Annotated in this window: 17 protein-coding genes and 1 pseudogene; 11 read left to right on the top strand and 7 right to left on the bottom strand. The window is 46.4% G+C overall.

Annotated elements, in window-relative coordinates; genetic code table 11:
* Positions 1-691 precede the first annotated feature (691 nt).
* The 3 genes from QUA10_RS26020 to QUA10_RS26010 form a co-directional block, all read right to left on the bottom strand.
* Entirely contained in the window at positions 692-1,570 is an 879-nt protein-coding gene (locus QUA10_RS26020; RefSeq protein ID WP_333085372.1) for an inositol monophosphatase family protein, read from the bottom strand.
* A 98-nt stretch (positions 1,571-1,668) separates the two neighbouring features.
* Positions 1,669-2,793 (bottom strand): cupin-like domain-containing protein, encoded by a 1,125-nt coding sequence (locus QUA10_RS26015; protein ID WP_333085373.1) that lies wholly within the window; start codon positions 2,791-2,793, stop codon positions 1,669-1,671.
* Positions 2,794-3,025: 232 nt separating this feature from the next.
* Positions 3,026-3,883 (bottom strand): sugar kinase, encoded by an 858-nt coding sequence (locus QUA10_RS26010; RefSeq protein WP_333085374.1) that lies wholly within the window; start codon positions 3,881-3,883, stop codon positions 3,026-3,028.
* A 49-nt stretch (positions 3,884-3,932) separates the two neighbouring features.
* Between QUA10_RS26010 and rsmI the strand changes: the two genes are divergently transcribed.
* Both rsmI and QUA10_RS26000 read left to right on the top strand, forming a co-directional pair.
* On the top strand, positions 3,933-4,814 hold the full coding sequence (gene rsmI / locus QUA10_RS26005; protein ID WP_333085375.1) for a 16S rRNA (cytidine(1402)-2'-O)-methyltransferase: 882 nt from the start codon (positions 3,933-3,935) through the stop codon (positions 4,812-4,814).
* Positions 4,815-4,892: 78 nt separating this feature from the next.
* Positions 4,893-6,110, top strand: coding sequence for a glycosyltransferase (locus QUA10_RS26000; protein ID WP_333085376.1), 1,218 nt, complete (start codon positions 4,893-4,895; stop codon positions 6,108-6,110).
* 175 nt (positions 6,111-6,285) lie between these two features.
* Here QUA10_RS26000 and QUA10_RS25995 read toward each other — a convergent pair whose 3' ends face one another.
* Entirely contained in the window at positions 6,286-7,317 is a 1,032-nt protein-coding gene (locus QUA10_RS25995; protein ID WP_333085377.1) for a DNA cytosine methyltransferase, read from the bottom strand.
* Positions 7,318-7,415: 98 nt separating this feature from the next.
* Here QUA10_RS25995 and QUA10_RS25990 point away from each other — a divergent pair, with 98 nt between their 5' ends.
* Positions 7,416-8,702, top strand: a complete 1,287-nt coding sequence (locus QUA10_RS25990) for a folylpolyglutamate synthase/dihydrofolate synthase family protein (protein WP_333085378.1) — start codon at positions 7,416-7,418, stop codon at positions 8,700-8,702.
* A 5-nt stretch (positions 8,703-8,707) separates the two neighbouring features.
* On the opposite strand, the gene QUA10_RS25985 is transcribed toward QUA10_RS25990, so the two are convergent.
* The 3 genes from QUA10_RS25985 to QUA10_RS25975 form a co-directional block, all read right to left on the bottom strand.
* Positions 8,708-9,283, bottom strand: a complete 576-nt coding sequence (locus QUA10_RS25985) for a Uma2 family endonuclease (RefSeq protein WP_333085379.1) — start codon at positions 9,281-9,283, stop codon at positions 8,708-8,710.
* 390 nt (positions 9,284-9,673) lie between these two features.
* Entirely contained in the window at positions 9,674-10,957 is a 1,284-nt protein-coding gene (locus QUA10_RS25980; RefSeq protein WP_333085380.1) for a sugar ABC transporter substrate-binding protein, read from the bottom strand.
* A 54-nt stretch (positions 10,958-11,011) separates the two neighbouring features.
* Positions 11,012-11,218 (bottom strand): hypothetical protein, encoded by a 207-nt coding sequence (locus QUA10_RS25975; RefSeq protein WP_333085381.1) that lies wholly within the window; start codon positions 11,216-11,218, stop codon positions 11,012-11,014.
* A 172-nt stretch (positions 11,219-11,390) separates the two neighbouring features.
* On the opposite strand from QUA10_RS25975, the gene pilM reads away from it, so the two are divergent.
* The 8 genes and pseudogenes from pilM to QUA10_RS25935 form a co-directional block, all read left to right on the top strand.
* Positions 11,391-12,485: a type IV pilus assembly protein PilM gene (gene pilM / locus QUA10_RS25970; RefSeq protein WP_333085388.1), complete on the top strand. Its 1,095-nt coding sequence runs from the start codon at positions 11,391-11,393 to the stop codon at positions 12,483-12,485.
* Positions 12,486-12,884: 399 nt separating this feature from the next.
* Positions 12,885-13,781 (top strand): PilN domain-containing protein, encoded by an 897-nt coding sequence (locus tag QUA10_RS25965; protein WP_333085382.1) that lies wholly within the window; start codon positions 12,885-12,887, stop codon positions 13,779-13,781.
* Positions 13,778-14,572, top strand: a complete 795-nt coding sequence (locus QUA10_RS25960) for a pilus assembly protein PilO (RefSeq protein WP_333085383.1) — start codon at positions 13,778-13,780, stop codon at positions 14,570-14,572. The genes QUA10_RS25965 and QUA10_RS25960 overlap by 4 nt, the downstream gene beginning before the upstream one ends.
* 478 nt (positions 14,573-15,050) lie before the next feature.
* Positions 15,051-17,438 carry an AMIN domain-containing protein gene (locus QUA10_RS25955; RefSeq protein WP_333085384.1) on the top strand — a complete coding sequence of 796 codons (2,388 nt, stop codon included), beginning with the start codon at positions 15,051-15,053 and terminating at the stop codon, positions 17,436-17,438.
* 740 nt (positions 17,439-18,178) lie between these two features.
* The gene (locus tag QUA10_RS25950; protein ID WP_006634837.1) at positions 18,179-18,469 is read left to right on the top strand and encodes an HU family DNA-binding protein; all 291 of its coding nucleotides are present in this window, start codon (positions 18,179-18,181) and stop codon (positions 18,467-18,469) included.
* Positions 18,470-18,484: 15 nt separating this feature from the next.
* A complete protein-coding gene (locus tag QUA10_RS25945; RefSeq protein ID WP_333085385.1) occupies positions 18,485-19,753 on the top strand; it encodes a threonine-phosphate decarboxylase in 1,269 nt (422 codons plus the stop codon).
* Positions 19,754-20,089: 336 nt separating this feature from the next.
* Entirely contained in the window at positions 20,090-21,568 is a 1,479-nt protein-coding gene (locus QUA10_RS25940; protein ID WP_333085386.1) for an NAD(P)/FAD-dependent oxidoreductase, read from the top strand.
* Between the two features lie 613 nt (positions 21,569-22,181).
* Positions 22,182-24,608, top strand: a pseudogene (locus QUA10_RS25935) (ATP-binding protein); the annotation flags it as partial.
* Between the last annotated feature and the right edge of the window lie 75 nt (positions 24,609-24,683).

Genomic DNA, 24,683 nt, shown 5'->3' with positions numbered 1-24,683 from the left:
CTAATTATGAAATGGAACCGAAAGATAAAAAATAAAGGCAACTTAGTTAATGCAGTTTAGATGTTTGACAGCTTAATACACATACTAATAGCTAAAAAAAGACAATGATTTCCCTGTTTCGCGACTTGGATCGGAAACTATTTCTGAAAGTTGTGCTAACAATAACAGTATTTTCAGAGAATATCTGTAAATTTTTATTTAGAGCTACCTATGTAATTAAAGTTTTGATGAAGATGGGGAAATTTATTAAAAAATAATATTGCCCAGCAGCGAGTGCGAGGTGGATAAAATAACACAAAAACCGTCCAATAGCAAGTGTAATTATACTCAAATATTAAGAGCGGGATTTCTGATACAGATGTGCCAGGGGCGGGTTTATTCAGGAGTACGTAACTGGCACATAGGTAGGGTGTCCCGGAGCCCAAAAACCTGTTGAAATTGAAAGAATCAATCTAGTAGAACACCCTACAAGTTGATTTAACTGTGACACTGGGCTTTAGTCCAACATCCATCCCGTGTTCCTCGGTTCCGCCTGGGGTTTCAACCCCCGTCTCACAGCTAAAGCAAGGGTGGGGGCGGGTTTACGAGATTATGGGTCTTAGGCACTGATGGTTGGCAACACCCGCCCCTAAAACTTATTCGTTAGAATCTTTAAGGGCGATTCCCTAGGGGATAGCTTCGCTTCACACACTTACTTCAAACCCGAATCTATCCCTCCTAAAATCCCCTCAGCCTCCCCGCATAAAGCAGCGTGACAGTAACCGTTACTCGCCAACAATCCCCCCCACTGACTCACATCTCCCCGGTTATATTGCAAAGTAGAACCGTCAAAACGAGTAAATTGGCCGCCCGCTTCCGTCAAAATTAATTCCGGTGCCGCTAAATCCCAATCTTTCGGTGCAGACTTTCCCGAAAGCGCAATATAAACATCAGCCTTTTGTTCGACAATTGTCGCAATTTTACAGCCGATACTGCCGACAGCTATTTGATTTTGACAAGGCAGTTTTTGTAACAATTGATTAAAGCGATCGTCCCGGTGACTGCGGCTGGTTACTATAGATAAATCGGCCACTATATTTCGCGCCGAAACCTGCAATTTTACCGCAAAACCGTCCCGACTTTCCATAAAAGCGCCCGCCTCGCGGATTGCGTAATAAATCTTTTGCTGTTGGGGCCAAGCCACAACTGCTAATACCGGTCTTCCCTCGAACGCTAAAGCAATGTGAACTGCAAATTCACCTGTCCTGTCAATAAAATCTCGCGTTCCATCTAAAGGGTCAATAATCCAAACCCAACTTTGAGGTAAGGGAACTTGACCGTTTTTTTCTAAATAAGATTTGTAAGTTTCTTCGGTGAGATACCCAAATTCTGCATTCCCTAAAGCCGACTGCAATTCGTCGAGAATGTAAGAATTGACAGCGACATCGGCGGCGGTGACGGGGCCATCTTTTTTTTCTTGGATGTCGAGGTTAGGAGTGTTGGAATCCTGGCGATAATAGGATTGTAGGATATCTGATGCACTCCAGGCGATCGATCGGGCAATTTCGCTGATTTTTTCGAGAGTTTTCATGAATTTCTTGTTTGTGAACCGCAGATGAACGCCGATTAACGCAGATTTCTGTAGGGGCGGTGTCCCCGTGCCCGCCCCGGGGAACCATACATTAGCAATTACCAATTAATATGAGGATATTTCCATTCATAATAATTAGGAAACACAAAATTAGTAAAAGAAACCGAAATACTAACCTCCAATGATTTTACATGATGCCACCAACCGACAGGAATAAAGATAGCTTCTCCCGGTTCCAAAATCACTTCAATAATTTTCGCATCTCTGTAAAGCGGGTATTTGTCATAATCCGGATTTTCGCCGTCAACCTTGCTGAAAACTCCGACGTGATTATAAAGCAGAGGTGTTTGTTGCGGAGAAATCAATTTAATTAGTTTGCGACCCGATACTTGAGCTAAAATTAAATTAACTGGGTCATGGTGGAGTGGTGTAATCGTGCCTTTCGGGCCGAACCAAAAGAAAACTCTGCCTTTTGTATCCGTTGGATTTAGGTATTCTGGGAAAATTTCAATGTCGTTGAATAGGGGTTTAAATTCCTCTCTTTCCAGAGTTTTGTTGTTAGCAACCATGTAGTAGTCGTTGCTAGGCCCGCCCTTGACCACCATCTCTACATATTTGCGGAACAAAACAATTTTTTTGTGATTTTCTATCTTAATTTCGTAATTCGGGTCTGAGTTGCGGTTGGCTTGAATTTGTACCTCTGCATCGCCATATTTTTGCTGCAAATACTCCGGCGTCCACAACTGCAAAGCTTTCCAGTTGTGCATAATATTGGTAATAATTACTGGAGTATTTTTGGCGTAGTAATTTTCAAGAAAATACTCTCTGGAAAGGCTGCTTTTACGTTCGATTGTGCCAAATTTGGAAGACAATGCGGCTAATTGATTGCTAATCCTAAGATGCGATTCTAATTTCTGCAATAACTGGACGTACTGACTACCTGCTTGAAAATAGGGATGAGATGATATTTCCCTAACTTCTGCGGTGGCTGTTTCTGCATCTATGCCGATATTTATTAGTGCTTGAATAATTTCTGCGTCGGGTTGATTTAATAATTTGTTAGCCGCCACCCACTGTTTCATATTGTCGGGGATTTCTTGTTTGCTTGGGGTGAGTAGATTGGGCAGGTTTTGTGTCAGCCATTCTAGGTTAACTTGCTGTTGTTCCGTGAGGGTAATCCGCAAAGGGGGAAGGGTGATAGTTAGGGGTTGGGTGTCAGGCATGATTCGGGTATGTTGTTTTGGGAGTGTTTTGGGTGACTTTAACTTGTCTTACTAATATAGCAATTTTGTTAAGGAACCGCGAAGGCGCTAAGGGCGCGAAGGAAGAGAAGACGGAAGTGCACAAATTTTGTCGAGGTTGCTGTCAGGATTTTAACTTAACAAGTGTTGCCAGTTCAACTTTTATAGCTTTGAACGGTTTTAACCGGATAGTTTGGTTAATTTTAATTTAAAATTAACCATTATTCATCCAGGCGCGGGTTCCGAAGCTTTTGCAGGAATGGGAAGCGATTTTAGCCGCTGCGGTGAGAGTATTGGTAAAGTTATTTTGCAAAATGTAGTGACAGAAAGCGCCGTGAAAGATGTCGCCTGCGCCTAAAGTGTCTGTTGCTTTAATTTGAGGTACTTGTATAGTGCCGTAACTGCCATTGCTGAGGTATAAAATTGATTTTTCGCCGCGCGTGATGGCAATATGGGAAATTCCGGCTGCTGACAGGTAAGCAAAGACTTGTTCGGAATTGTCGCAGTTGGGCGGATGAAAATTATCGGAACATACAGCCCATTCAACGAAAGGCAATATGTCCTCTAATCCGGGTTTCCAACTGCCGCCGTCGAGGACAATGGGAATGTTTTTCGAGTGGGCAAGTTGAGCAATTTCTTTGCTGGCTGCGATTTGATGTCCGTCAAGCAGTACCATACTAACTGATGTTAAAATATCCTGGTTAATTGTTTGACTGTCAACTTGCGATTTCGTAGCATTGATGGAAATTACCGATCGATCGCCCGTTGCTTCAGTTACAATAATCGAGGAAACTGGCGGCGAGTGCGATCGCCCGGGTTCCAAATCAATTATCCTGACATTATACTCCGCTAAGTCTGCACGAATTAATTGGGCGATCGCGTGAGTGCCCAAAACGCCAGCCCATACCGCCGCATTCCCCAAATAGCTAAAAGTGACCGCAGCATTGGCCGCCGGCCCGCCCGCAGCAATGGTACAATCAGAAGCAACAACTTTCTGATTTTTACCCGGAGGCCCAACAGCCAAATAAACTAAATCTAAAGTCGCCAATCCCAAAAACAATCCCGTTTTCATATCTGCGTTAATCCGCGTTCATCTGCGGTTTAAAAATCCCAATCTTAAAATGCAAGCAAATCCCACCACAGGAACACTTTACATCGTAGGAACCCCGATCGGCAACCTCGAAGACATGACCTTTCGCGCCATCCGAATCTTGCAAGCAGCAGACTTCATCGCCGCCGAAGACACCCGCCATACAGGCAAACTTTTGCACCATTTTCAAATCAAAACGCCCCAAATCAGCTATCACGAACACAACCAACACCAGCGACTTCCCGAACTCATCGACAAACTGCTTTTAGGCAAAAATATCGCCCTCGTCACCGATGCCGGAATGCCGGGAATTTCTGACCCCGGATACGAGTTAGTCAAAGCTTGCGCCGATGCTAATATTAACATTATTCCGATTCCCGGCCCGACTGCCTGCATAGTTGGCATAACTGCATCAGGATTACCCACAGAAAGATTTGTATTTGAAGGTTTCTTACCCGTGAAAGGTCAAGAACGACAACAAAGTTTAGAAGCTTTGCAAATAGAATCTCGCACTATAATATTATACGAATCTCCCCACCGATTGCGACAAACTTTACAAGATTTAGCAAATACTTTGGGAAGCAACAGACAGATTGTGCTGGCGAGAGAGTTAACGAAAATGCACGAAGAGTTTTGGCGTGGTAGTATGGAAAGTGCGATCGAGCTTTACACCAATCGCGAACCCCAGGGAGAATTTACCCTCGTAATTGCCGGCATCCAAACAGCAGCCCCAATATTTTCCGAAGACGCCATCAAAGCAGAATTGCACACATTAATTGCCGAAGGCATAAGTCGTTCCCAAGCCAGCCGCCAACTAGCACAACAAACATCCCTCCCCCGCCGCCAAATCTACCAACTCGCCCTCACAATAGGCGACAATGAATCGCTAGAACAACCCTTAGATGACTTGTGAATATCTCTCTTCTCCTCTGCGCCCTCTGCAGCCTCTGCGGTTAAATAAAAAAAGCTAGATACTCACACTCAGAATTATATGGTACGCGGAAACTACGATCGACAAAAGCCATATTTACGAAACCCCCACATCAACAAACCAATCGCCGAAATTTATGCAGACTTAGACGCCTTTACCTGGGAGATATTTGAAGACCAACCCCACCGCTTCGATACCGTCAGTTTCTACGTCTTGCTTCCCCCACTGTTTTACGAAGGGCGTTTCATCAAAGGAATTTATTTCAGTGAAGCAGTCGAACTCATCAACAAACTATTTCCCCAACTTTCCTCAGTATTTTTATCCTTCGCCTATTCCCCCGGAATCTCCTACTCCTGGGCTCCCATAGCTGACGCCTACTCTAGTTTATACAAAAACCCGCAGCGGGATAAGTGGTTTCGCGAAACTTATCCTAATCGCGCCCACAAACCAATCATACCACTCCAAGACACAGACTTCATCAACGAATACTTAATTTCCCCTCGCAACGTCCCTGCCAAAGACATAGACTTGCTAGCTGTCGCCCGAATTTCCGAAGAAAAAAATTTGCCAATCATAGCCAAAGCCTTAAAAGTTTACCGCCAAAAATATCCGCAAAAACCGATTAAATTAACAGTAGTCACCGGCCACGAATTTGATGCTAGCAACCTGAAAACTCTCGACCAGTACGCCTTACAAGAATGGCGACAAGTAGAGGAAATTTTAACCAATCCCTCCGACTACATTAACTTAGTGCCAAGAGTAGACTACTACAGCGAAATCCCCACATATTATTCGCGAGCCCAAGCATTCGTCCTCGGTTCCCTCCTCGAAGGAAAAAACCGGGGAATTACCGAAGCAATGAGTTGCAACGTACCAGTAATTTGTTTTGAAGAATTCAACCAATACGCCAGAGGAAACTCGCCAGTTTTCCCCGAAGGTGCCGGTCTTTACGCCAAGTTTGACCCGGAATCTCTCGCAGATACTATATATACCGTGTTGGAAAATCAAACAGAATTTAAGCCACGATATCAGTATTTAAAGCATTGCGGCCGCAAGAAATTTTTCAATACTTGTATAGACAGTTTTCCTTATTATCAGCACAACATTCCCGACTACAAGCCCGGAGATGCGATTAACAATTTGTGGCTGGATTTAGCAGTTCAACAAAATTATCAAGTTAGTTTAAACAGCTTTTTGTATGGAGGTTCTCCCTTGTCTCATATTCGTGGGATAAATGCGATTCAGCACAATCTTAGCGAGTTAACCAAGTTTCAATGACAGATAATTCGGAATGATGAAACCACAGAGGGCACAGAGGACACAGAGACACAGAGGAAGAGAAGAGAGAGATGAATAATTCTGATGTCAACGGATTTGAGATTAGTCTTCATAGCGAGGACTTTCACTAAAAGCCCCGTGGAATTCATTCCCTAGCGACTGGTAGATGGTCGGCTTAAGTTGACACCAATGCCCGATGCCCGATGCCCGATGCCCGATGCCCTAAGACAATATCCTCAAAAATCTTACTTGCCAAAACTCTAGCCAAATTCACAGGAACAGCATTGCCGACCATTTTGTATCCATCACCAATATACTTGTACTTAAAAATAAACTCATCCGGGAAAGTCTGAACTCTCGCGCACTCTCGCACAGAAAGCCGACGGTAAGGCTGAGGCGAATTGGGGTCAAAAATGCGTTTGTCTTTGCCAACCAAAATCATTTTACTAGCTTGAGGATGGAGAGGTGCGTGTCTGCCGCTTGCCTGAATGGTAAAGGAAGGTTCTGACCAACTTCTAACTCGATTGCGCGACATATAAAGGCTAGAAAACCCCAAATCCGCACATTCATGATTTGGGACAGAATCGTGATAATTATCTAATTTAGCCTTAACTGACATTGGCGCGATCGCCTGCAAATCAAAAATCGCATCTTTCAGCGTCAAAACATGGGTTCCAGGTTCGGGAAACTCAAAACCAAAACCCAGAGTTTCCCGATAGCCAACAACAATCACCCTTTGCCTATCTTGCGGAACACCAAAATTTCTAGCATTCAACAACTTGTACGAAACCCGATATCCGATGTCCTCAAACTGCGATAATATATAAGTAAAAGCATCCTTGTTTCTGGGGGCCAAAATACCGCTAACATTCTCAGCTAAAAAAAACAAAGGCTGCTTGTCCCGCACAATTCTGATATACTCCCAGAAAAGTTGACCCCGACTATCATCAATCCCTCGTTTCGCCCCGGCTTCACTCCAACTTTGACAAGGAGGGCCGCCGATAATCCCTATACAGTTGGGAATTTCATCAGATTTGATTTTTCTGATATCTCTGCGATCTAAAATAGTTTCAGGATGATTGAAATTATACGTATCCCAAATAGACTTATCATATTCATTCGCCCAAACCGGATTAAACCCAGCTAAGCGAAAACCCAAATCCAGCCCCCCACAACCCGAAAACAGAGAAATAATATTCCTAGTCATCTTTTTAATCTATAGTATTGAAAATCTTTTATAGCAGTCGGCGATTGAAATCGCTTCTACACAAACGAAGTCCGCCTTCGCGGACTGGGAAATTATCAATGAATACAGAATCCATCCTTCAATCCTACCAACATTTCGGCGTCCATCTCGGTCTAGAAAGAATTCACCAACTTCTCGAAAAACTAGACAACCCCCACAAACAAGTACCCATTATCCACATTGCCGGCACCAATGGCAAAGGTTCCGTTTGCGCTTATCTCTCTTCCGTACTAACAGAAGCAGGCTATCGAGTCGGGCGCTACACATCGCCGCACTTAATCGATTGGACAGAAAGAATTTGCATCAACCAAAAACCAATTTCCCCAACAGAATTGCAACAGTGTCTAGAACGAGTTGTCACCGCCACCGAAAACAACACCGAAACTCCCACTCAATTTGAAATAATCACCGCAGCAGCTTGGCTGTATTTCGCCGAACAAAAAGCAGATATTGCAGTCATAGAAACTGGATTAGGCGGTAGATTAGACGCGACTAACGTTTGCGAAACACCTCTCGCTAGCGTCATCACTTCTATCAGTCTCGAACACTGGCAAATACTCGGCCCCACCGTGGCAGATATTGCTGGGGAAAAAGCGGGAATTCTCAAAGCAAAATGTCCGGCAGTTATCGGAGAATTGCCAGAATCAGCTAGAATAGTAGTAGAAAAACGCATTCAAGAATTAGACTGTCCGGCAACTTGGGTAAAACCAGCAATAGATTTAGGACAAGGATTCGCAGAATATCATCCACATCCAGAAATCAGCGTTAATCCGCGTTCATCTGCGGTTAAAATAAAATATCAATTGCCGCTGCTGGGAAAAATTCAACTAATGAATTCAGCAATTGCGATCGCAACTTTGCAAACTCTCCAAAACCAAGGATGGCACATTTCCCCAACCGCCCTCGAAAACGGTATCGCCAAAACCCAATGGCCCGGAAGACTCCAGCAGACAACTTGGAAAAACCGCAATATATTAATTGACGGCGCGCACAATCCAGCCGCAGCGATCGCCCTGCGTGAATATGTCGATAATCTTAAAAGTTCCCAACCGATTAACTGGGTAATCGGCATTCTTGCGACTAAAGACTGCGACGATATTTTGAAAGCATTACTCAAAAAGGGCGATCGACTTTACCTAGTACCCGTACCCGATCACAACTCATCATCCCCCGCAGAATTAGCCACCCTCGCTCAAATTATCTGCCCCGAATTAACCCTCTGTCAAGCCTTCCCCGACTTAACCACAGCTTTAGATGCTGCTGTTACAGGTGACAACCTAACAATCCTTTGCGGTTCGCTTTATCTCGTCGGCTATTTTCTGCAACAACAACAATCCCAAGCTTAAACGCATCAGCATTGTGTTTCTTCCTCAGTAAAGATAGGAGGCCACAATTCAGAAACTGGCAATTCCCAACCGGGAAAAAGTTCTGCTAATGTTAAGATATCGCCATTTCCTAAAACAGTCGGTTCACCTGTAGAGCGATAAATAGTCACTGTTTCTTCATCAGGATCGATCAGAATTCCGACGATCGCACCCAATTCTATAAACTTCAAAACCTTGGTTTCTATAGGCTTAATGCGATCGCTCTGAGATTTAATCTCAACCACCAAATCGGGGACAAGTTCTCCCAAATAACGCGGACTGTGGCGCAAGCGGGCGGCGCGCACAAAAGAAACATCCGGTGCTTTGACATTCGTATCCGGCATGATGAAACCGCCTGCGGAGTCAAAGACTCTTCCCAAGCGACGGGGATAAACCCAGTTACCCAGCAAGCGAATCAAAATACTGCTGATTTCACTGGATACGATGTCTGATGGCCCCACAATTGAAAGTCTCCCGTCTTCTAGTTCAATTTTGTAATCTAAACCCGCTTCGGAAAAAAGGGTTTGAACTTGGTTTAAATCTTTGAGTGTCATCGCTGGCATAATAATTTTCTCCTATTCCGATCTGAGCTTTGATTTTAACACGAGTTAAATTTCTGAATATTTGAGGAATTCAGGCTATCTTCCTACAAATCATCAATTAAGCTGAATTGACAAAGGCGATCGCACGGGATAAATAAACTCGGTTTCTGGGATGAGCGAGCCTTCTTATCAAGAAACATTTACCTCTAAAATATTGGAGATTGTCTTATCCAGAGTTCTCCTCCGACTCCGCCTTGTGAATAGGCGATAATTTCATCATTCGATAATAACTTAAAAGCTTATATCTCCTTATATATGGCGGCACAGATTCCCATTATTTAATAATACGTCAAGTCGCAGAAAAAAGCAAGGGCGAGATCAAAAAAAATCCGCCCCAGCTTCAATTAAAAACTACCTTTGATCCCAAGCCTTAGCCGCATCAGCCACAGCTTGGTCTACCGACTTCTCATCCAACATTGCCGCCTGCAAATTGTCATAAATCGCCTTTTGCAACTTCTTAACATCCTTGAGAGGCGGAATCAATAGCTCGGCGGAACTCAATCCAGAAGCACTAACAACCCGAGCTCGATCGGCTGCAGGAGCATCAGTCGGAACGTTCTTAAAATAATCGTCCTGCAAAGCCTCAACCGTAGAAGGCAAAACATTAGCAGCCTTTGCAAAAGCCAACTGATTTTGAGAATTAGTCACGTACAAAGCAAACTTGACAGCATCATCAGGGCGCTTGCTGTCGCGCGGCACAACCAAATTCATCACCGCCACAGTCTTCTTACCGGTTTCCCCTGTAATTTGAGGCGCAACAGCCGAAACAGCACCAATACTCGGAGCATTCTCAGCAATCGCCTTCAAAAACTGAGGCCCCGAAGCTAACAAAGTAGTTTCCCCAGCTTGATAAAGCTCGATCGCCCTGCGGTGTCCCTGCACCAAAACATCCTGTGGCAAAAGTCCGTTCTTGTACAAATCTACCCAATACTGAAAAACAGCTTTGCCCTTAGCAGTATTAAAAGCAGCCTTACCTTTAGCGTCAATCAAAGGCACACCCATCTGCACGAAAGATTGCAAAACTTCCGCCGAATCTTCCGGCACAAAAGTCACAAAAAAAGCAAACTTACCAGTCTTTTCCTTCACCTGCTTGGCAACAGTTGCCAACTCGGCATAGGTAGCCGGAGGCTTAGCAATTCCAGCCTTCTTCAACAAATCAGTATTGTAAATTGTCACCCCAGTCGTGAGATACCAAGGAATGCCAAAACTCTTGCCGTCGAGTACGCCAGCTTTCCAGATATTTGGCAGATAGGTCGATCGAACTTGCTGCGGAATCCGAGAATCCAAATCCAGCCAAGCATTGCGTCCCGCCAACAGCGAAGCAAAATCGGGATTTAGGTTAACCACATCCGGCGCATTTTTAGCCGAAACAGCCCCCAAAATCTTGCTTTCCATAGCCGACCAAGGAACGTCCACCCAGCGCACCTTCACCCCCGGATTTTCCGCTTCAAAACCGGCGATCGTCTTGTTGAAATACTCAGTAAACTGAGGTTGAAGCTGCATAGTCCAGAACTCGATTTCCTGCGTATTATTTGCCTGGGAATTCACAGCCGGCTTGCTGCAACTCACCACCGCAGCCAGCAGCAGTCCCACCAGCCCAAAAACAGCAAACAGTTGCCAAGATTTACGTTTCATAGAATAAAATTTGAGAGTTATGGGAACCGTTAGACAAAAAAGCGTGAAGCGAAGCTATCTTCCCGCAGGGGTTCCCGTTCCCCGTAGGGTAGGGTAGGGAATCGCCCGAATCAAGCGATGAGTCAGTAACAGAGTTTTGTACCTGGGCCCAGGAGCGAGATAGTCTGTTTTTGTGCAGAATCGGCAGGTTTTCGGTCGATCGAGCTGGAATTTATTGACATTGGCAGCAGAATAGCTATTGTCAAGTAAATTGGATAGCATAAAATCGGAACTAGCGATCGCGCAACACAGACGGAGCTGCGTAGCTACGGCGGGATACCGAGATTACAGCACTCTCTCGGCCGTTGGAAACCAACCCTCCAACACCGGACTCGCTGAATCAGGCTGGCCAACAACAAAAGAAAAAAATAGCAATTACCGGCGACCCAATCACATGGTTAACTTTTTCAAAGGTCTACTTTCCCAACGCCAGCCAGGAATCGGGATCGAAATAGCCCCAGACCGCATCAACATCATTCAGCTCGAAAAGAAAGCTCAGGCATTAAAATTAGGCATCCTAGCCTCCATAGAAGTTCCAGAAGACTATGTACAAGAAGGACAAATAGTCGATCCGCCGGGAATGGCAGAACTAATACGTACCGTCCTTGCCGACAACAAAATCAAAGCCAAGCGAGTAGCCACAGCCATTCCCGGCCGCGAAGCCGTCATCCGCCTCATCCCAGTTCCTGCAGAGCTTAACGAAGAAGAACTGCGGGATTACATGAACGCAGAAGCAGGACTGTACTTGCCGTTTCCCAGAGAAGACGCCGACGTAGACTATCAAAAAATAGGCCTTTTTGTAGATGACGACGGAGTAGAAAAAGTGCAAGTCGTGTTAGTAGCAACCCGCAGAGAAGTTACCGACACATACATCGAAACCTTCAAAGAAGCCGGACTGATTATAGACGTACTAGAAGTAACCAGTTTTGCCCTAATCCGCACCCTCAAAGACCAACTGCAACAATTTTCCTCCCAAGAAGCCGCAGTTCTCACCGCCATAGAATTTGACAGCACCGAGTTAGCTATAGTAGTGGACGGCATACCTCAGTTCAACCGTACCATCCCGATCGGCACCTACCAAATCCAGACCGCCCTCAACCAAGCCATGAACCTGCCGCCAACCAGAGACACCAGCGAACTGCAAGGCATGACCCTGCCCGTCACAGATACAATGGGCGCATCGGGAGACGCCAATCCGGGAACAAATGCGATGATAAAAGTATTGGGAGAACTAGCAGACGAACTGCGTCGCTCAGTAGACTTTTACCTCAACCAGAGCGAAGAACTCGAAGTAGCGCAACTACTGCTAGCAGGCCCGGGAGCTGCGATCGGCAAACTAGACGAATTTTTTATGCAAAGATTAAGCTTGCCCGCATCTCAAGTCGATCCCATCGAAACCCTAGGACTCGAAATCAGCCAAGAAATTACCCCAGAACAGCGAGCAGGTTTAGGAGTCGCCCTAGGTTTAGGACTAAGGGAGGTTATGTGACCTAACAGTTTTAGATGAGAGAAAAACCGATTTGAGAATTTTAGGTAAAAACCCGTTCCAAAAGAAGAAGGCAGAAAGCAGAAGGTAGAATATTACAGGTAGAAGGTAGAAGGTAAAAGGTAGAATATATCTGAGGTAGAAGCAGCCCCTTCCTTCAGTAGAAGGCAAAAAGTTGTTTCTTTCTTCCCTAAATAAATCCTTCACTTGTACCAGCAATCTTGGGTTCTGTCAAAAATCTAAAATTTCCAATTTAAATCTATAGCAACAGCCAAGACTGTGAGGACATTCTTAATTGCTCAAACATAAGCGGTAAATCACTTTTTCCTTATTCCTTGTCTGTTTTACCTTCTACCTTGTGCCTTCTGCCTTCTACCTTATGCTATAAAATCGAGTGAAGCCATGTACAGCCTAGATATTAACTTTCTCAACGACCGTCCGGACTACAAACCCGTTGCAACCAAAAGTCCAGCTAAAAAAAGTTCCGGTGGAGTCAAAGACCAACTGCCCATATATGGAGCGGTGCTGTTTGCCCTTGGCATCAACGCCGCAGTCATGGGAGCCTGGTGGTGGGCGACTAACGAAAATACCAACTTGGCCACACAACAAGCAGCCATCGACCAAGAACTGGCAACGTTAAATACTCAAGCCAACACCATCAAAGCCATCAACGCCGAAACCGACCAAGTTACCGCCGAATACAAAGCATTAGCCGGAGTATTCGACCAAATTAAACCTTGGTCGGCGATGCTGCAAGACCTGAGTGCCCGTACTCCGGCGGGAGTGCAAATTGGCAAAATCGAGCAAATCGACCCGAGTCCCTCCCCTGTTGCAGCAGCACCCCCACCCCCTGCAGCAACTCCTGCCGCCTCCCCAGGGGCGAGTCCGTCTCCAGCCAGCCCCGCCCCGGCTGCTGCTCCCGTCCCCGTCGTCCCGCAGCAGCCAGCAAAAGTACAAATTTCAGGAATAGCCAGTACCTTTGCTCAAGTTAACGACTTTATGCTGCTAATCCAGCGCTCTCCTTTCTTCCTTAACACCGATACCAAACTGATAGCGGCCACATTAAAAAACAACCCCGCACAATTACAAGTGCGTAACCAAAACGCAGCACCACCAGAACTTCCCAAACTGCGACCGGTGGTGGAATATAAAATTGAAACGACGCTCAGCCCGACGGGGGCCTCCGAGTTGCTCCCCGAGCTGCGAAGCAAGCAAGCAGACGGGCTCGCAATACGGATAGAAACACTTCAAGAAAAAGGAGTGCTAGAACCACAAAAAGGAGAAGTGAAAAAACCATGACAGCAGAGTTTATTTCTAGCGGACAAGCAGAAGATACAGGGGCTAAGGAAATATTCGGCATTAAGCTGACACCCCAAGTCCAAGCAATCGGCATCGCGGTTCTCGGGCTCCTGATTGCCGGCGGCCTCGGCTACCAGTTCGTACTGCCCGAATTCCAAAAAAGCGGCGAATTCAAGCAGAAACTTAGCGAAAGCAAGCAAACGCAAGTGCAATTGCAAACTCAAATTCAAAAAAAGGCAGAAGCAGAAGCCAAGCAAGAAGAAGCAAAACAGCGCCGAGCCAACGTGACGGCAATGTTTGCCAGCGACGCCAGCGCCAACACGCTTTTGCTTGACATGACCCAACTCGTTAATAGAATCAACGCCGGCGTGCAAGGAGATGACCTCAAGGCTAAAATTACCAAATTTGAGCCGGATATGCCGCCAGCAGCAGCAACCGCCGCGCCGGGAGCTCCAGACCCTGATATTCTGGCCGATACCTCCTTCGGGCCGTCCCTGGCTGGCAAGCTCAGACGCAAAAAATTCAAGGTAGAGTTTGAAGGCACTTTTGCTCAAACCCGCAATTTTATGCGTAACTTGGAATTGATGCAGTCGCTGTTGGTAGTTAGGAATTTGAAATCTGAATTGCTAGCATCAAATCAGCCAATTGAAGTTGATTTCTTGAAAGGGAAAATAGTTCCTGTGGAGCAGCCACCAACTAAAATTAAAACTGCTTTTGACTTGCACGCGCTGCTGCCGTTAAAGCAAGAAGAAAAACCGCCAACTCCGGCTCCGAGTCCTGGTGCTAAGTAGCGGTAGTTGGGCGGATAGATATTAGCTATTGTTCCCAAATGGCTCTTTCACAAGAAGTCAGAAGGCAGAAGTTTGAAATGGGAAGATTGAAGGTAGAAGTCAAAAAAGTATGAAGGTCAGAAAAATATTTTTTAGATGGCAATCAAAAATTGGCTCTAAAATCTAATTTCTTCTAATACCCGTTTCAAAAAGTAATGGAACTGTATGGCAATCCTTGCAGGAGTCGTAATTTTTTTACCCTACCCCAACCCTCTCATTTGTAAGAGGGGGAGTAAGAAATCCACAAATGATGCGAGGATTGCTGTAGGATAGCTTCTAACCCTTATGTCATCTGTTATTCCCAATCGAAAATTAAAAATCGAAAAGGGCATAACTTCTTCCTTTAAAAAGGCTCGAAGCGAGAATATTTTAGTCAGTTTAGCAGCTAGCGACAAAAGACTGCGAACAACAAATAACAAAGTGTAGTGGAGGAGAGAACGTGAAACAGCATCTACGGTTAAGTGGAGGACTCTTATGCAGTGTTGCAGGAGTTCTGATCGCCCAAGCCCCCGTCTTGGCATTGCCGACTCAGGTCACAGGAGTGCAAGTAAGTCAAGGTAATAATGGCGTAAATATTGTTCTGGCGACAGAAAAGGGCGATCGCCCCCAAGTCTTCGCCATCAATAACGGCAATACTTACCAAGCCACAATTATTAACACCCAGCTCCGCTTGCCACAAGGCAACAGCTTCCGTCAAGATAACCCCGCTCCGGGAATTTCTTCAGTAGAAATCAGCCAGGTAGAGGCTAACAGCATCCGCGTTGTGGTAGCCGGCACCAACGGAGTTCCCAACGGACAAATTGTGCCGGGACAAGGCCAAAGCATCGTCCTTAGCGTTGCCGGACAGGGTGGCACAGCACAGTCTGCCCAAACTCCACCCCCGCCGCCTCCGGGACTGCCACTGAGCCAAACAGCTCCCCCCCCGGCTCCCCAAGTCCGCACCTCGCAAAACCCAGGCGTGCTGCTGCCAAATCCTGAAGTTACTGTTACCAGGAACGATCGCCCGCCCCTCCCCAGCGAAATACAATCCCAGAGCAATCAGGCTGCGCCTTTCCAACCGCGGGCAGTTGCTCCGCCCTTGGGAGATATCGCAGTGTCTAACATCGCCCCCGGCGCGGGAAATATTGAACTGAGTTCGGGAGAACGCATCCCCCGCTTGGTGCTGCGCGATGCTCCAGTCCGCGACGTTTTGGCTCTGCTGGCTCGCGCTGCGGGGTTGAACATTGCTTTTACAGGTGGCGGTGCCCCTGCTCAACCAGGCCAGCCCGCAGTGCCTGGTCAGCCGGGAGCCACCGGTTCCGATGAAGGGCCAAAGATTTCTTTGGACATCGAAAATGAGTCGGTGCAAGATGTCTTTAATTACGTGCTGCGCCTCAGCGGGTTGCAAGCTAACCGCCAAGGACGGACGATTTTTGTAGGGACTAGCTTGCCGATCGACTCGCGCAATATTATCATTCGGACTTTGCGGCTCAATCAAGTTCGGTCTACGGACGCGGCTAACTTTTTGAGCGCTCAAGGGGCGGAAACTCAACTGCCGATTACTCGGGTGACGATTCAAAGCGTGGGCCAGGGAAATGCGGCGCGGGATGTGGAAATTAGGGAACCGGACATTAAGGCGATCGGCGCTAGGGAAGGCACGGGGCCGCTGTTGCTGAGGGGACTGTCGGTGCTGGCGGATTCTCGGCTCAATTCCATCACTTTGGTGGGAGACCCGCGCAAAGTTGACATGGCTGTGGCTTTCTTGACACAGCTAGATTTGCGTCGCCGTCAAGTCGCTGTCAACGTCAAGGTGATCGATATCAACTTGTTGGGAAATAACGACACTAGGAGCAGTTTCTCTTTCGGAATTAATAACAATTTCTTTGTCAATGACAATGGGGCGGCAAGTCTCAATTTTGGCGGCATCAATCCGCCCAATACAACGCAGCTCGATCAGAGCTTGACCGGTAGGCCGATCGTCGGCAACCCTTTAGCAGACCTGGAGCCTTTCTACGATGCGAACGGCCGGCGTATCGTGCCGTTTACAGGTCAAGGTCTCGAAGGCCCCGCCAAAGGTGTGTTCCTCCAGCCGACAGCCCCAGTTACTAATGACCCTACGCGAGTTGGAATTACTGATTACGAGCCGGGATCGAGGACAGGCTCAGGAATTGCAGAGTTCGCCCTGTTCCCGGCGTTCCAGTATCCGAGGAGGTTCCTGTCGGCTTTGCGGGCAACTATTCAGAGCCAGAATGCCAAAATCCTGACCGATCCGACTCTGGTGGTTCAAGAAGGAGAAACGGCGAATGTGAATATTACTGATGAAGTGATTACTAACATCACGTCCGACACCGAGACTACCGGAAATACAAGTACCACAACGGTGACGGCAGTCAAAGATAGGGCGGGTTTGCAGTTGGGGGTGGCGATTGATCGAATTGACGACAACGGTTTTGTCTCTCTGCGGGTGAACCCGATTATCAGGACACCCGGCACCACTCAAAACCTTTCGACTGGCCCGAGCACCAATACTATCACTCTGCTGGGCGAGCGTTCGTTGCAATCCGGGCTAATTCGCCTGCGGGACGGTCAGACTTTGATTGTTTCGGGGATTATCCGAGACGAAGAACGGACTACAGCGAACAAGATTCCGATTTTGGGAGATTTGCCGATTATCGGTTCGCTGTTCAGGAGAACCAATAAGACCAACCAGCGGGCGGAGTTGATTGTATTGCTGACTCCGCAGATTTTGGATGATAGCGATCGATCAAACTTTGGCTACCAAAACAACATCAGTCCCGACGCCCGTCAACTGTTGCAGCGCAGTCAGCCCGTCCAGCCGAGACAGTAGGAACGAAGGAAAAATGCCTTGCTGTCAACTTTCCACGCTCTTTCCCCTGAGTCCGACAGTCCGACAGTCCGACAGTCCGACAGGGGTTGAAACCCCTGCCTCAAAGCTAAAGTCCTCTAAAAGAGGACTAAAGAACTGATTAGTCCTCTGCAAGACAACTATAAATCACTCTTTCAGTCGTCTTCAGACGACTTCAGCTATGAGACAGGGACTTCAGCCCCTGGCGGGTTTCGGGAGAATGAAACAGCCCTGGCCCACGGGGAAAAGAAAGGCGAAAGAAAGAAGGAAGAAGGAAAAAACTTTTCCTTTAGCCCTTGACAAATTACATTTTATTCCTTCTATTTCTATTTTTTTTGCGATCGGAAATCCACCGAGGCGAGAAATCTTGTCTCCAAGGTGGTATTTTTTTACCTAAATTTTGGGATTAATTACAAAAATTAGCAAGTTCCATATAAATTAAAGGTTCCACCGATCCATAACGGTCGGCAAGACTTTAGAATAATGCAGTGAAAATTAGATGCTGTGGGGTTTTCAGCAGTTAGAAACAAAAATTCCTTCTCTGACCAATTACCCTAGGGTAATTGGTATTCAGCAGGAGTTGTGATTCGGGGAAGCGGACGGGAGCAATCGGGAACCACCCCAACCTCCCAATCCACTACCTCAATCCAGTTGATAACTCACAGCTAATAGTTGAACTAACTCTGTTTAACGTAATTTTGCAAATCGAGAAGGACTTCGCAATGAACAAAGGTGAATTGGTTGATGCAGTGGCGGAAAAGGCTAGCGTGACGAAAAAACAGGCAGATGCTGTTTTGAGTGCGGCCCTGGAAGCAATCATGGAAGCTGTCTCCGATGGCGACAAGGTGACGCTGGTCGGTTTTGGCTCGTTTGAGTCGCGGGAACGCAAGGCCCGTGAAGGTCGCAATCCCAAAACTGGAGACAAGATGGAAATCCCGGCAACCAGAGTTCCTGCATTTTCCGCAGGGAAGTTGTTTAAGGACAGAGTTGCACCGCCGAAAAACGCAGAATAGCTGGCGAACTGAGTCTTGATTAGACCTTTACACGGTGGGAATTTAGCTTGGGCAGCCGCACTGGCAGGCTGCCCTGCCTCTGCTATTGTCGATTTTTCTGCGAGTATCAGTCCTTTGGGCCCTCCTGAGTCGGCCTTGAATGCGATTCAAGCTCACTTGAGCAGTCTTACGGCTTACCCAGACCCGGATTATGGAGAGCTCAGGACTGCTTTGGGTGAGGCTTTGAATGTTGACCGGGATTGGATTTTGCCAGGGAATGGTTCGGCGGAATTGTTGACTTGGGCGGCTTGGGATTTGTCGAAGCTGGAGGCGACTTATTTGGTGACTCCGGCTTTTGGCGATTACTCGCGGGCTCTTTCGGCTTTCGGCGCGCAGGTGCTGAAATCTCCTTTGGATCTTAAATCTTGCACCATTGTCAAGAACGGCCAAGATGCCCATTCCACAAGAGATGAATTTTCTTGTGGAACAGGCATGATGCCTGTTCCTAAACAACTAATTGAGAATGGTGCCACATCTGAGTTGGATCTGAAATCGTTGGAAGTTGGGGCAGGAAGCCGGTTAGTAACGGATGATTTGTCGGTTTCTAACCGTTCCCTTGTATCCCCTTCTTTTGGTATCCCAGTTCCTCTTGGTCTCGATGCCACCTCTCGACGAGGTTTGCTACTGAACAACCCGCACAATCCTACGGGTTTGCTGTTTGCTAGGGAGGCGATTTTGCCTTATGTGAAGCAGTTAGGTATGGTGGTGGTGGATGAGGCCTTTATGGACTTTCTACCGCCTTCTGAGCAGGAAACTTTGATCGATGCTGTTGAGGAGTTTCCGAATTTGGTGATTTTACGATCGCTCACTAAATTCTATTCTCTGCCGGGACTGCGGTTGGGCTGCGCGATCGCCCATCCCGATATTCTGCGCCGGTGGCAGTTGCAGCGCGATCCTTGGCCTGTGAATGCTTTGGCTGCTGCTGCTGCTGCTGCTGTGGTGCGAGATACTGTTTTTGAGCGGCAAACCTGGGATTGGCTGCCTGTTGCTCGCCGAGAGCTATTTGAGGGTTTGGCTAATTTACCGGGTTTGCAGCCTTTTGCCGGGGCCGCTAATTTCTTGTTGGTTGAATCGTCGATGTCGGTTTCTTTGATTCAAAAAAGTCTCTTGGAACGACACCGCATTTTGATTCGGGATTGTTTGAGTTTTCCTGAGTTGGGCGATCGGTTTTTTCGGGTAGCTGTGCGCTCCAGGGCGGACAATCTGCAGCTAATTGCTGGACTTACGGAGTTATTCGTTAGTTGACGGTTGACGGTTGACGGTTGACGGTTAACTGTTAACAACCCATAAAAGTTGACAAACCGATTGTATTGATCGTTTGAGTGGACATCCCCAAGAAACCCGGTTTCTATGATATAGCAATCCTTGCAGGAGTCGTAAATTTTTTACCCCACCCCAACCCTCCCCTTATCAAGGGGAGGGAGTAAGAAATTCACAAATTATTTAGGATGGCTAAAAATCTTGGGTTTTGCAGCGAAGTATCTAGGAAGAAACCGGGTTTCTGACCCCGCGCGCAGATCCTCCTAAACTACTAACTAATGACTACTAACTAATGACTACTGACTACTGACTTCTTTATTTATGCTTGACTATGATTTAGTGATTATTGGTGGAACTCCGGCCGGACGTTATGCTGCTTTGACTGCAACTAATTTCCCGGCCCGCGTTGCTTTGGTGGAACCGCTAAGTAATTCCCAAGATTTGCCGACAGGGGGGAAAGAGTCGATCAACCTTGGTTTGAGATACAGCCAAACTTTGAGGGAGGCTGCTCGTTTTGCTCAGCAGATCAGCCACCAGCAGTTGGGGATGCGCTGGGAAGTCGCCAATTCCTCCATGCCGATCAAATTGGGGTTTGACGGGGTTCTCAAGTGGGTCGAGGGTGTTGTTTCTAATTTGTCAGAAATTGATTCTCTCGGCCTTTTGGCTGCTCGGGGGGTCGATGTTATTTTTGGCAACGGCGAGTTTGTTGCGAAACCGGATTTGGCTTTTGTTGTCGGCGGGCGAAAATTGCGATCGCTTTGTTATTTGCTAGCTTGTCCAACTCTGCCGGTGATTCCCAATATTGAAGGACTTTCGTCTGCTGGCTTTTTTACTTCGGAAACTGTTGGGGAATTAGCAAAACTTCCCCAGTTGCCTAAAAGTTTGGCTGTAATTGGCGCAGATCCCAGCGGTGTCGAAGTGGCTCAGACTTTTGCTCGGCTAGGGGTTGCTGTCACTTTGGTAGTGAAAAGTTCGCAGATTTTGGCTAAAGAAGACCGAGAGGCTGCTGGGTTGGTTCAAGCTGCAATGGAAGCTGAAGGAGTGCGGATTCTGACTGCTACTGAGGTGACTCAAGCGAGGGTGATTGATGGTAAAAAATGGATTCAAGCTGGGCCAAGGGCGATCGAAGCTGAGGAGATTTTTCTGGCCGCCGGTAGAGGACACAATTTTTCCTCATTAAATCTCGAAGAGGCTAAGGTTAAATTCAGTGATCGGGGCGTGATTTTAAATGAAAAGCTGCAAACAACTAATCATCGCATTTACGCGATCGGCGATGTTGCTGGGGGTTATCCGTTCCCTCACATCGCTAATTACGAAGCTGCCGTTGCTGTGAAAAATGCTTTATTTTTGCCAATGTTTCAAATAGATTATCGCGGCATTCCTTGGGCGATTTTTTCTGACCCGCAATTGGCGAGGGTTGGCTTGACTGAAGCGCAAGCAAGGCGCCGTTTTGGAGACGATATGATTGTTTGTAGGGAATATTTCAAGAATGTTGAAAGAGCTCAAATGTCGGGGGATACCACTGGTTTTTGTAAGATTGTCGGGCGTCGCAACGGGGAGATGTTGGGAGCGAGTATTGTCGGACCCCAAGCTGCTGAGTTGATTCACGCGATCGCTTTGGCTGTGCGTCACGGGATGAAGGTTGAGGCGATCGCCCAACTTCCTTATATTTGGTCGAGTTTTTCGGCAATTAACGGTCAAACTGCTGCTGTTTGGGAGTCGCAGCGCTTGGGCAGCAATACTTTTTCGCGCAATTTATGGGAGAATTTGTTTCACTGGCGCAGGTATTGGAATAAGTAAAGAAATCAAAGCGGTAATTGGTAATTGTAAGTATGTGAGTGGCAAAATATAATTGACTTGGGCTAGTTCCATAGTCTGCTGCTGAATTTTGGCATTTAATGCCTGATTCACTTATTAGAGTGGGGCAGCTTGTTGTGGCATTTGGACAAATAATTCCGGTGGCGAGCCCATGAATCCCAATTTATCCCTACTCTGACACACAAACTCAATTTACTCTGCTTCCCGCTTTAAATTCCGCTCCGAATTGTACTAATGACATTAAATTCTCACCTAAACTAGACATTAAGATTTAATAGGCGATCGCATACAAGCATCGGTGTAAAAAATACTCTTAAGTACCTGATGAGCTTCTTAAATTCCTCTTCTATCAACTGCTGCCCTTCACTCAGCCTTAGCCTCTTTCATTTTCTACTTAGTTTTAACTCAAGTATCAACAGCTCGCTCTTCCATGAAAACTTCAACTATTTTTTTAAACTCGTGTTTTCATAATTTGAGCCACAAAGTATATTAAGAAAAATGTAATTCACTGAATACCAGAGTAGAGCGAGCGAAAATAGTAGATAGTAACTCTCAGAAGCTTCAGACTTTACAGAAGCAGTAGGAATACGTAGATATGGTTAGCATAAAAAATCTTTTTGTAGGATATCACATTAACGAACAAATATACGCAGGCACTCGAACTCTAGTTTATCGCGGCCTTCGGTGTTCAAATGGGCAACCCGTAGTGATCAAACTGCTGCGAAATGACTTTCCTCGCTTCAACGAGCTGGTTCACTTCCGCAACCAGTACGTCATTGCTAAAAACTTAGAGATTCCCGGCAGTGTCAAGGCATACAGCCTGGAGACTTACCATAACCACTATGCTCTGGTGATGGAAGACTTTGGCGGAATTTCTTTATGTAGCTACCTCGCTAGTCTAGCAGAAGCTAGCCAGGAACCCCTAAAAGGCTTGCCCGTTAGCGAGTTTCTGCCTATTGCGATTCAAATCGCCAACTCCCTCGACGGACTTTATCGCCACCACGTCATCCATAAAGACCTCAAACCTGCCAACATTCTGATTAACCCCACCAGCAAACAAGTCAAGCTGATTGACTTCAGCATCGCTTCCCTACTACCGCGCGAAACCCAAGAAATTCAAAATCCCAACGTGCTCGAAGGCACCTTACCTTACATATCTCCCGAACAAACTGGGCGAATGAACCGAGGGATTGATTACCGCACAGATTTCTACTCGCTGGGAGTCACATTCTACGAATTACTAACAGGAAAGTTACCATTCCAAACAGACGATCCAATGGATTTGGTACACTGCCACCTCGCCAAACAGCCCCTCCCAGCATCAAGTGTAAACCATAGCGTTCCATTGGTGCTGTCTGAGATTGTCGGCAAACTGATGGCAAAGAATGCTGAAGCTCGCTATCAAAGCGCCCTAGGACTCAAGTTTGATTTGGAAACGTGTTTATTCCAGTGGAAAGAAACAGGGAGGCTAACTAACTTTAAAATAGGGGAGCGAGATTTGTGCGATCGCTTCATCATCCCAGAAAAATTATACGGTAGAGAAACCGAAGTATTCTCCCTGCTATCGGCCTTCGAGCGCGTGAGTGCCGGCAGCACCGAAATGATTCTCGTTGCGGGTTTCTCCGGCATTGGTAAAACCGCTGTTGTCAACGAAGTTCACAAACCAATTGTGAGACAGCGTGGCTACTTCATCAAAGGCAAATTCGACCAATTTGCGCGCAGCCAGCCCTTCTCAGCTTTTGTACAAGCTTTTCGCGATTTCATGGGACAATTGCTCTCGGAAAGCGATGCTAAAGTTGAGGAGTGGAAGACTCAAATCATGGCAGCATTGGGCGAGAATGCTCAGGTAATCGTTGAGGTAATTCCCGAACTAGAGCGGATTATTGGCTCGCCACCCCCGGCACCAGAACTCGTCGCCAGTGCTGCCCAAAATCGCTTCAATCGGTTATTCGAGAACTTCATCTCTATCTTTGCCACTAAAGAACATCCCCTCGTTATTTTCTTAGACGACTTGCAATGGGTAGACTCAGCCTCATTGAAGTTAATTCAACTCCTGATGAGCGATCGCGATCGGCGCTATCTATTTTTAATTGGAGCGTATCGAGATAACGAAGTGTTTCCTGCACACCCTTTGAGGGTGACATTAGCCGACATTCAAACAACCGGAGCTACGGTAAACACCATTATTCTAGATCCGCTTGAGCGCTTCGATTTGAATTCTCTGATTGCCGATACCTTAGCTTGTTCTACAGCCTTGGCTCAGCCTTTGACAGAACTCGTTTATCAGAAAACCCAAGGCAATCCTTTTTTCAGCACACAATTCCTCAAATCTTTGCAGGAAGATGGGATAATTGAATTTAATTTTGAAGCTCGGTATTGGCAGTGCGATATTGCTAGAGTGCGAACCTTGGCACTAACGGATGATGTAGTAGAATTCATGGCACTTCAGTTGCGAAAGTTGCCAAACCGAACACAGGAAGTTTTAAAATTAGCTGCTTGTATTGGCAATCAGTTCGATTTGGCTACATTAGCAATTGTTGATGAAAATTCACCAACAGAAACAGCAACAGCTTTGTGGAAAGCATTGCAAGAAGGGTTGATTTTACCAGTTAGCGATGTATATAAATTTTATCAAGAAGGTGGTAACAGTTTATCAAGAGAAATCATTGGAGAAGAATCCGAGCAATTACCCGTTAACAATGACCAATTAGTTAAATACAAATTTTTCCACGATCGCATTCAACAAGCTGCCTATTCCCTCATTCCTGAAGACCAAAAGCGATCGACTCACTTAAAAATCGGTCAACGGCTGTTAAAGAATACGCCAGAAGTTGAGCGAGAAGAAAGAATGTTTGATATTGTCAACCACTTGAATGTGGGAGTAAATCTAATTACCCACGAGCTAGAGAGGGAGCAATTAGCACGGTTAAATCTGGTTGCCGGAAAGAAAGCCAAAGCTGCTACTGCCTATTCTGCTGCAGTTGAATATTTCAATAGTGGCAGAGAATTACTGGCAGTAAATAGGGTTTGCTGAATAATTGATCGCAGACCACTAGCAGGAGCGATCGATATATTCAAGGTGAGTTAAATATAAGTT

The organism is Microcoleus sp. Pol8_D6 (assembly GCF_036700965.1).
Classification (GTDB): domain Bacteria; phylum Cyanobacteriota; class Cyanobacteriia; order Cyanobacteriales; family Microcoleaceae; genus Microcoleus.
This window is presented reverse-complemented; position numbering and strand designations above follow the sequence as displayed.

What these genes read in the sequence shown, in the direction of transcription:
- QUA10_RS26020 (WP_333085372.1), bottom strand. Translation starts at nt 1,570, where the DNA reads ATGAAAACTCTCGAAAAAATCAGCGAAATTGCCCGATCGATCGCCTGG.
- QUA10_RS26015 (WP_333085373.1), bottom strand. Translation starts at nt 2,793, where the DNA reads ATGCCTGACACCCAACCCCTAACTATCACCCTTCCCCCTTTGCGGATT.
- QUA10_RS26010 (WP_333085374.1), bottom strand. Translation starts at nt 3,883, where the DNA reads ATGAAAACGGGATTGTTTTTGGGATTGGCGACTTTAGATTTAGTTTAT.
- rsmI (WP_333085375.1), top strand. Translation starts at nt 3,933, where the DNA reads ATGCAAGCAAATCCCACCACAGGAACACTTTACATCGTAGGAACCCCG.
- QUA10_RS26000 (WP_333085376.1), top strand. Translation starts at nt 4,893, where the DNA reads ATGGTACGCGGAAACTACGATCGACAAAAGCCATATTTACGAAACCCC.
- QUA10_RS25995 (WP_333085377.1), bottom strand. Translation starts at nt 7,317, where the DNA reads ATGACTAGGAATATTATTTCTCTGTTTTCGGGTTGTGGGGGGCTGGAT.
- QUA10_RS25990 (WP_333085378.1), top strand. Translation starts at nt 7,416, where the DNA reads ATGAATACAGAATCCATCCTTCAATCCTACCAACATTTCGGCGTCCAT.
- QUA10_RS25985 (WP_333085379.1), bottom strand. Translation starts at nt 9,283, where the DNA reads ATGCCAGCGATGACACTCAAAGATTTAAACCAAGTTCAAACCCTTTTT.
- QUA10_RS25980 (WP_333085380.1), bottom strand. Translation starts at nt 10,957, where the DNA reads ATGAAACGTAAATCTTGGCAACTGTTTGCTGTTTTTGGGCTGGTGGGA.
- QUA10_RS25975 (WP_333085381.1), bottom strand. Translation starts at nt 11,218, where the DNA reads ATGCTATCCAATTTACTTGACAATAGCTATTCTGCTGCCAATGTCAAT.
- pilM (WP_333085388.1), top strand. Translation starts at nt 11,391, where the DNA reads ATGGTTAACTTTTTCAAAGGTCTACTTTCCCAACGCCAGCCAGGAATC.
- QUA10_RS25965 (WP_333085382.1), top strand. Translation starts at nt 12,885, where the DNA reads ATGTACAGCCTAGATATTAACTTTCTCAACGACCGTCCGGACTACAAA.
- QUA10_RS25960 (WP_333085383.1), top strand. Translation starts at nt 13,778, where the DNA reads ATGACAGCAGAGTTTATTTCTAGCGGACAAGCAGAAGATACAGGGGCT.
- QUA10_RS25950 (WP_006634837.1), top strand. Translation starts at nt 18,179, where the DNA reads ATGAACAAAGGTGAATTGGTTGATGCAGTGGCGGAAAAGGCTAGCGTG.
- QUA10_RS25940 (WP_333085386.1), top strand. Translation starts at nt 20,090, where the DNA reads ATGCTTGACTATGATTTAGTGATTATTGGTGGAACTCCGGCCGGACGT.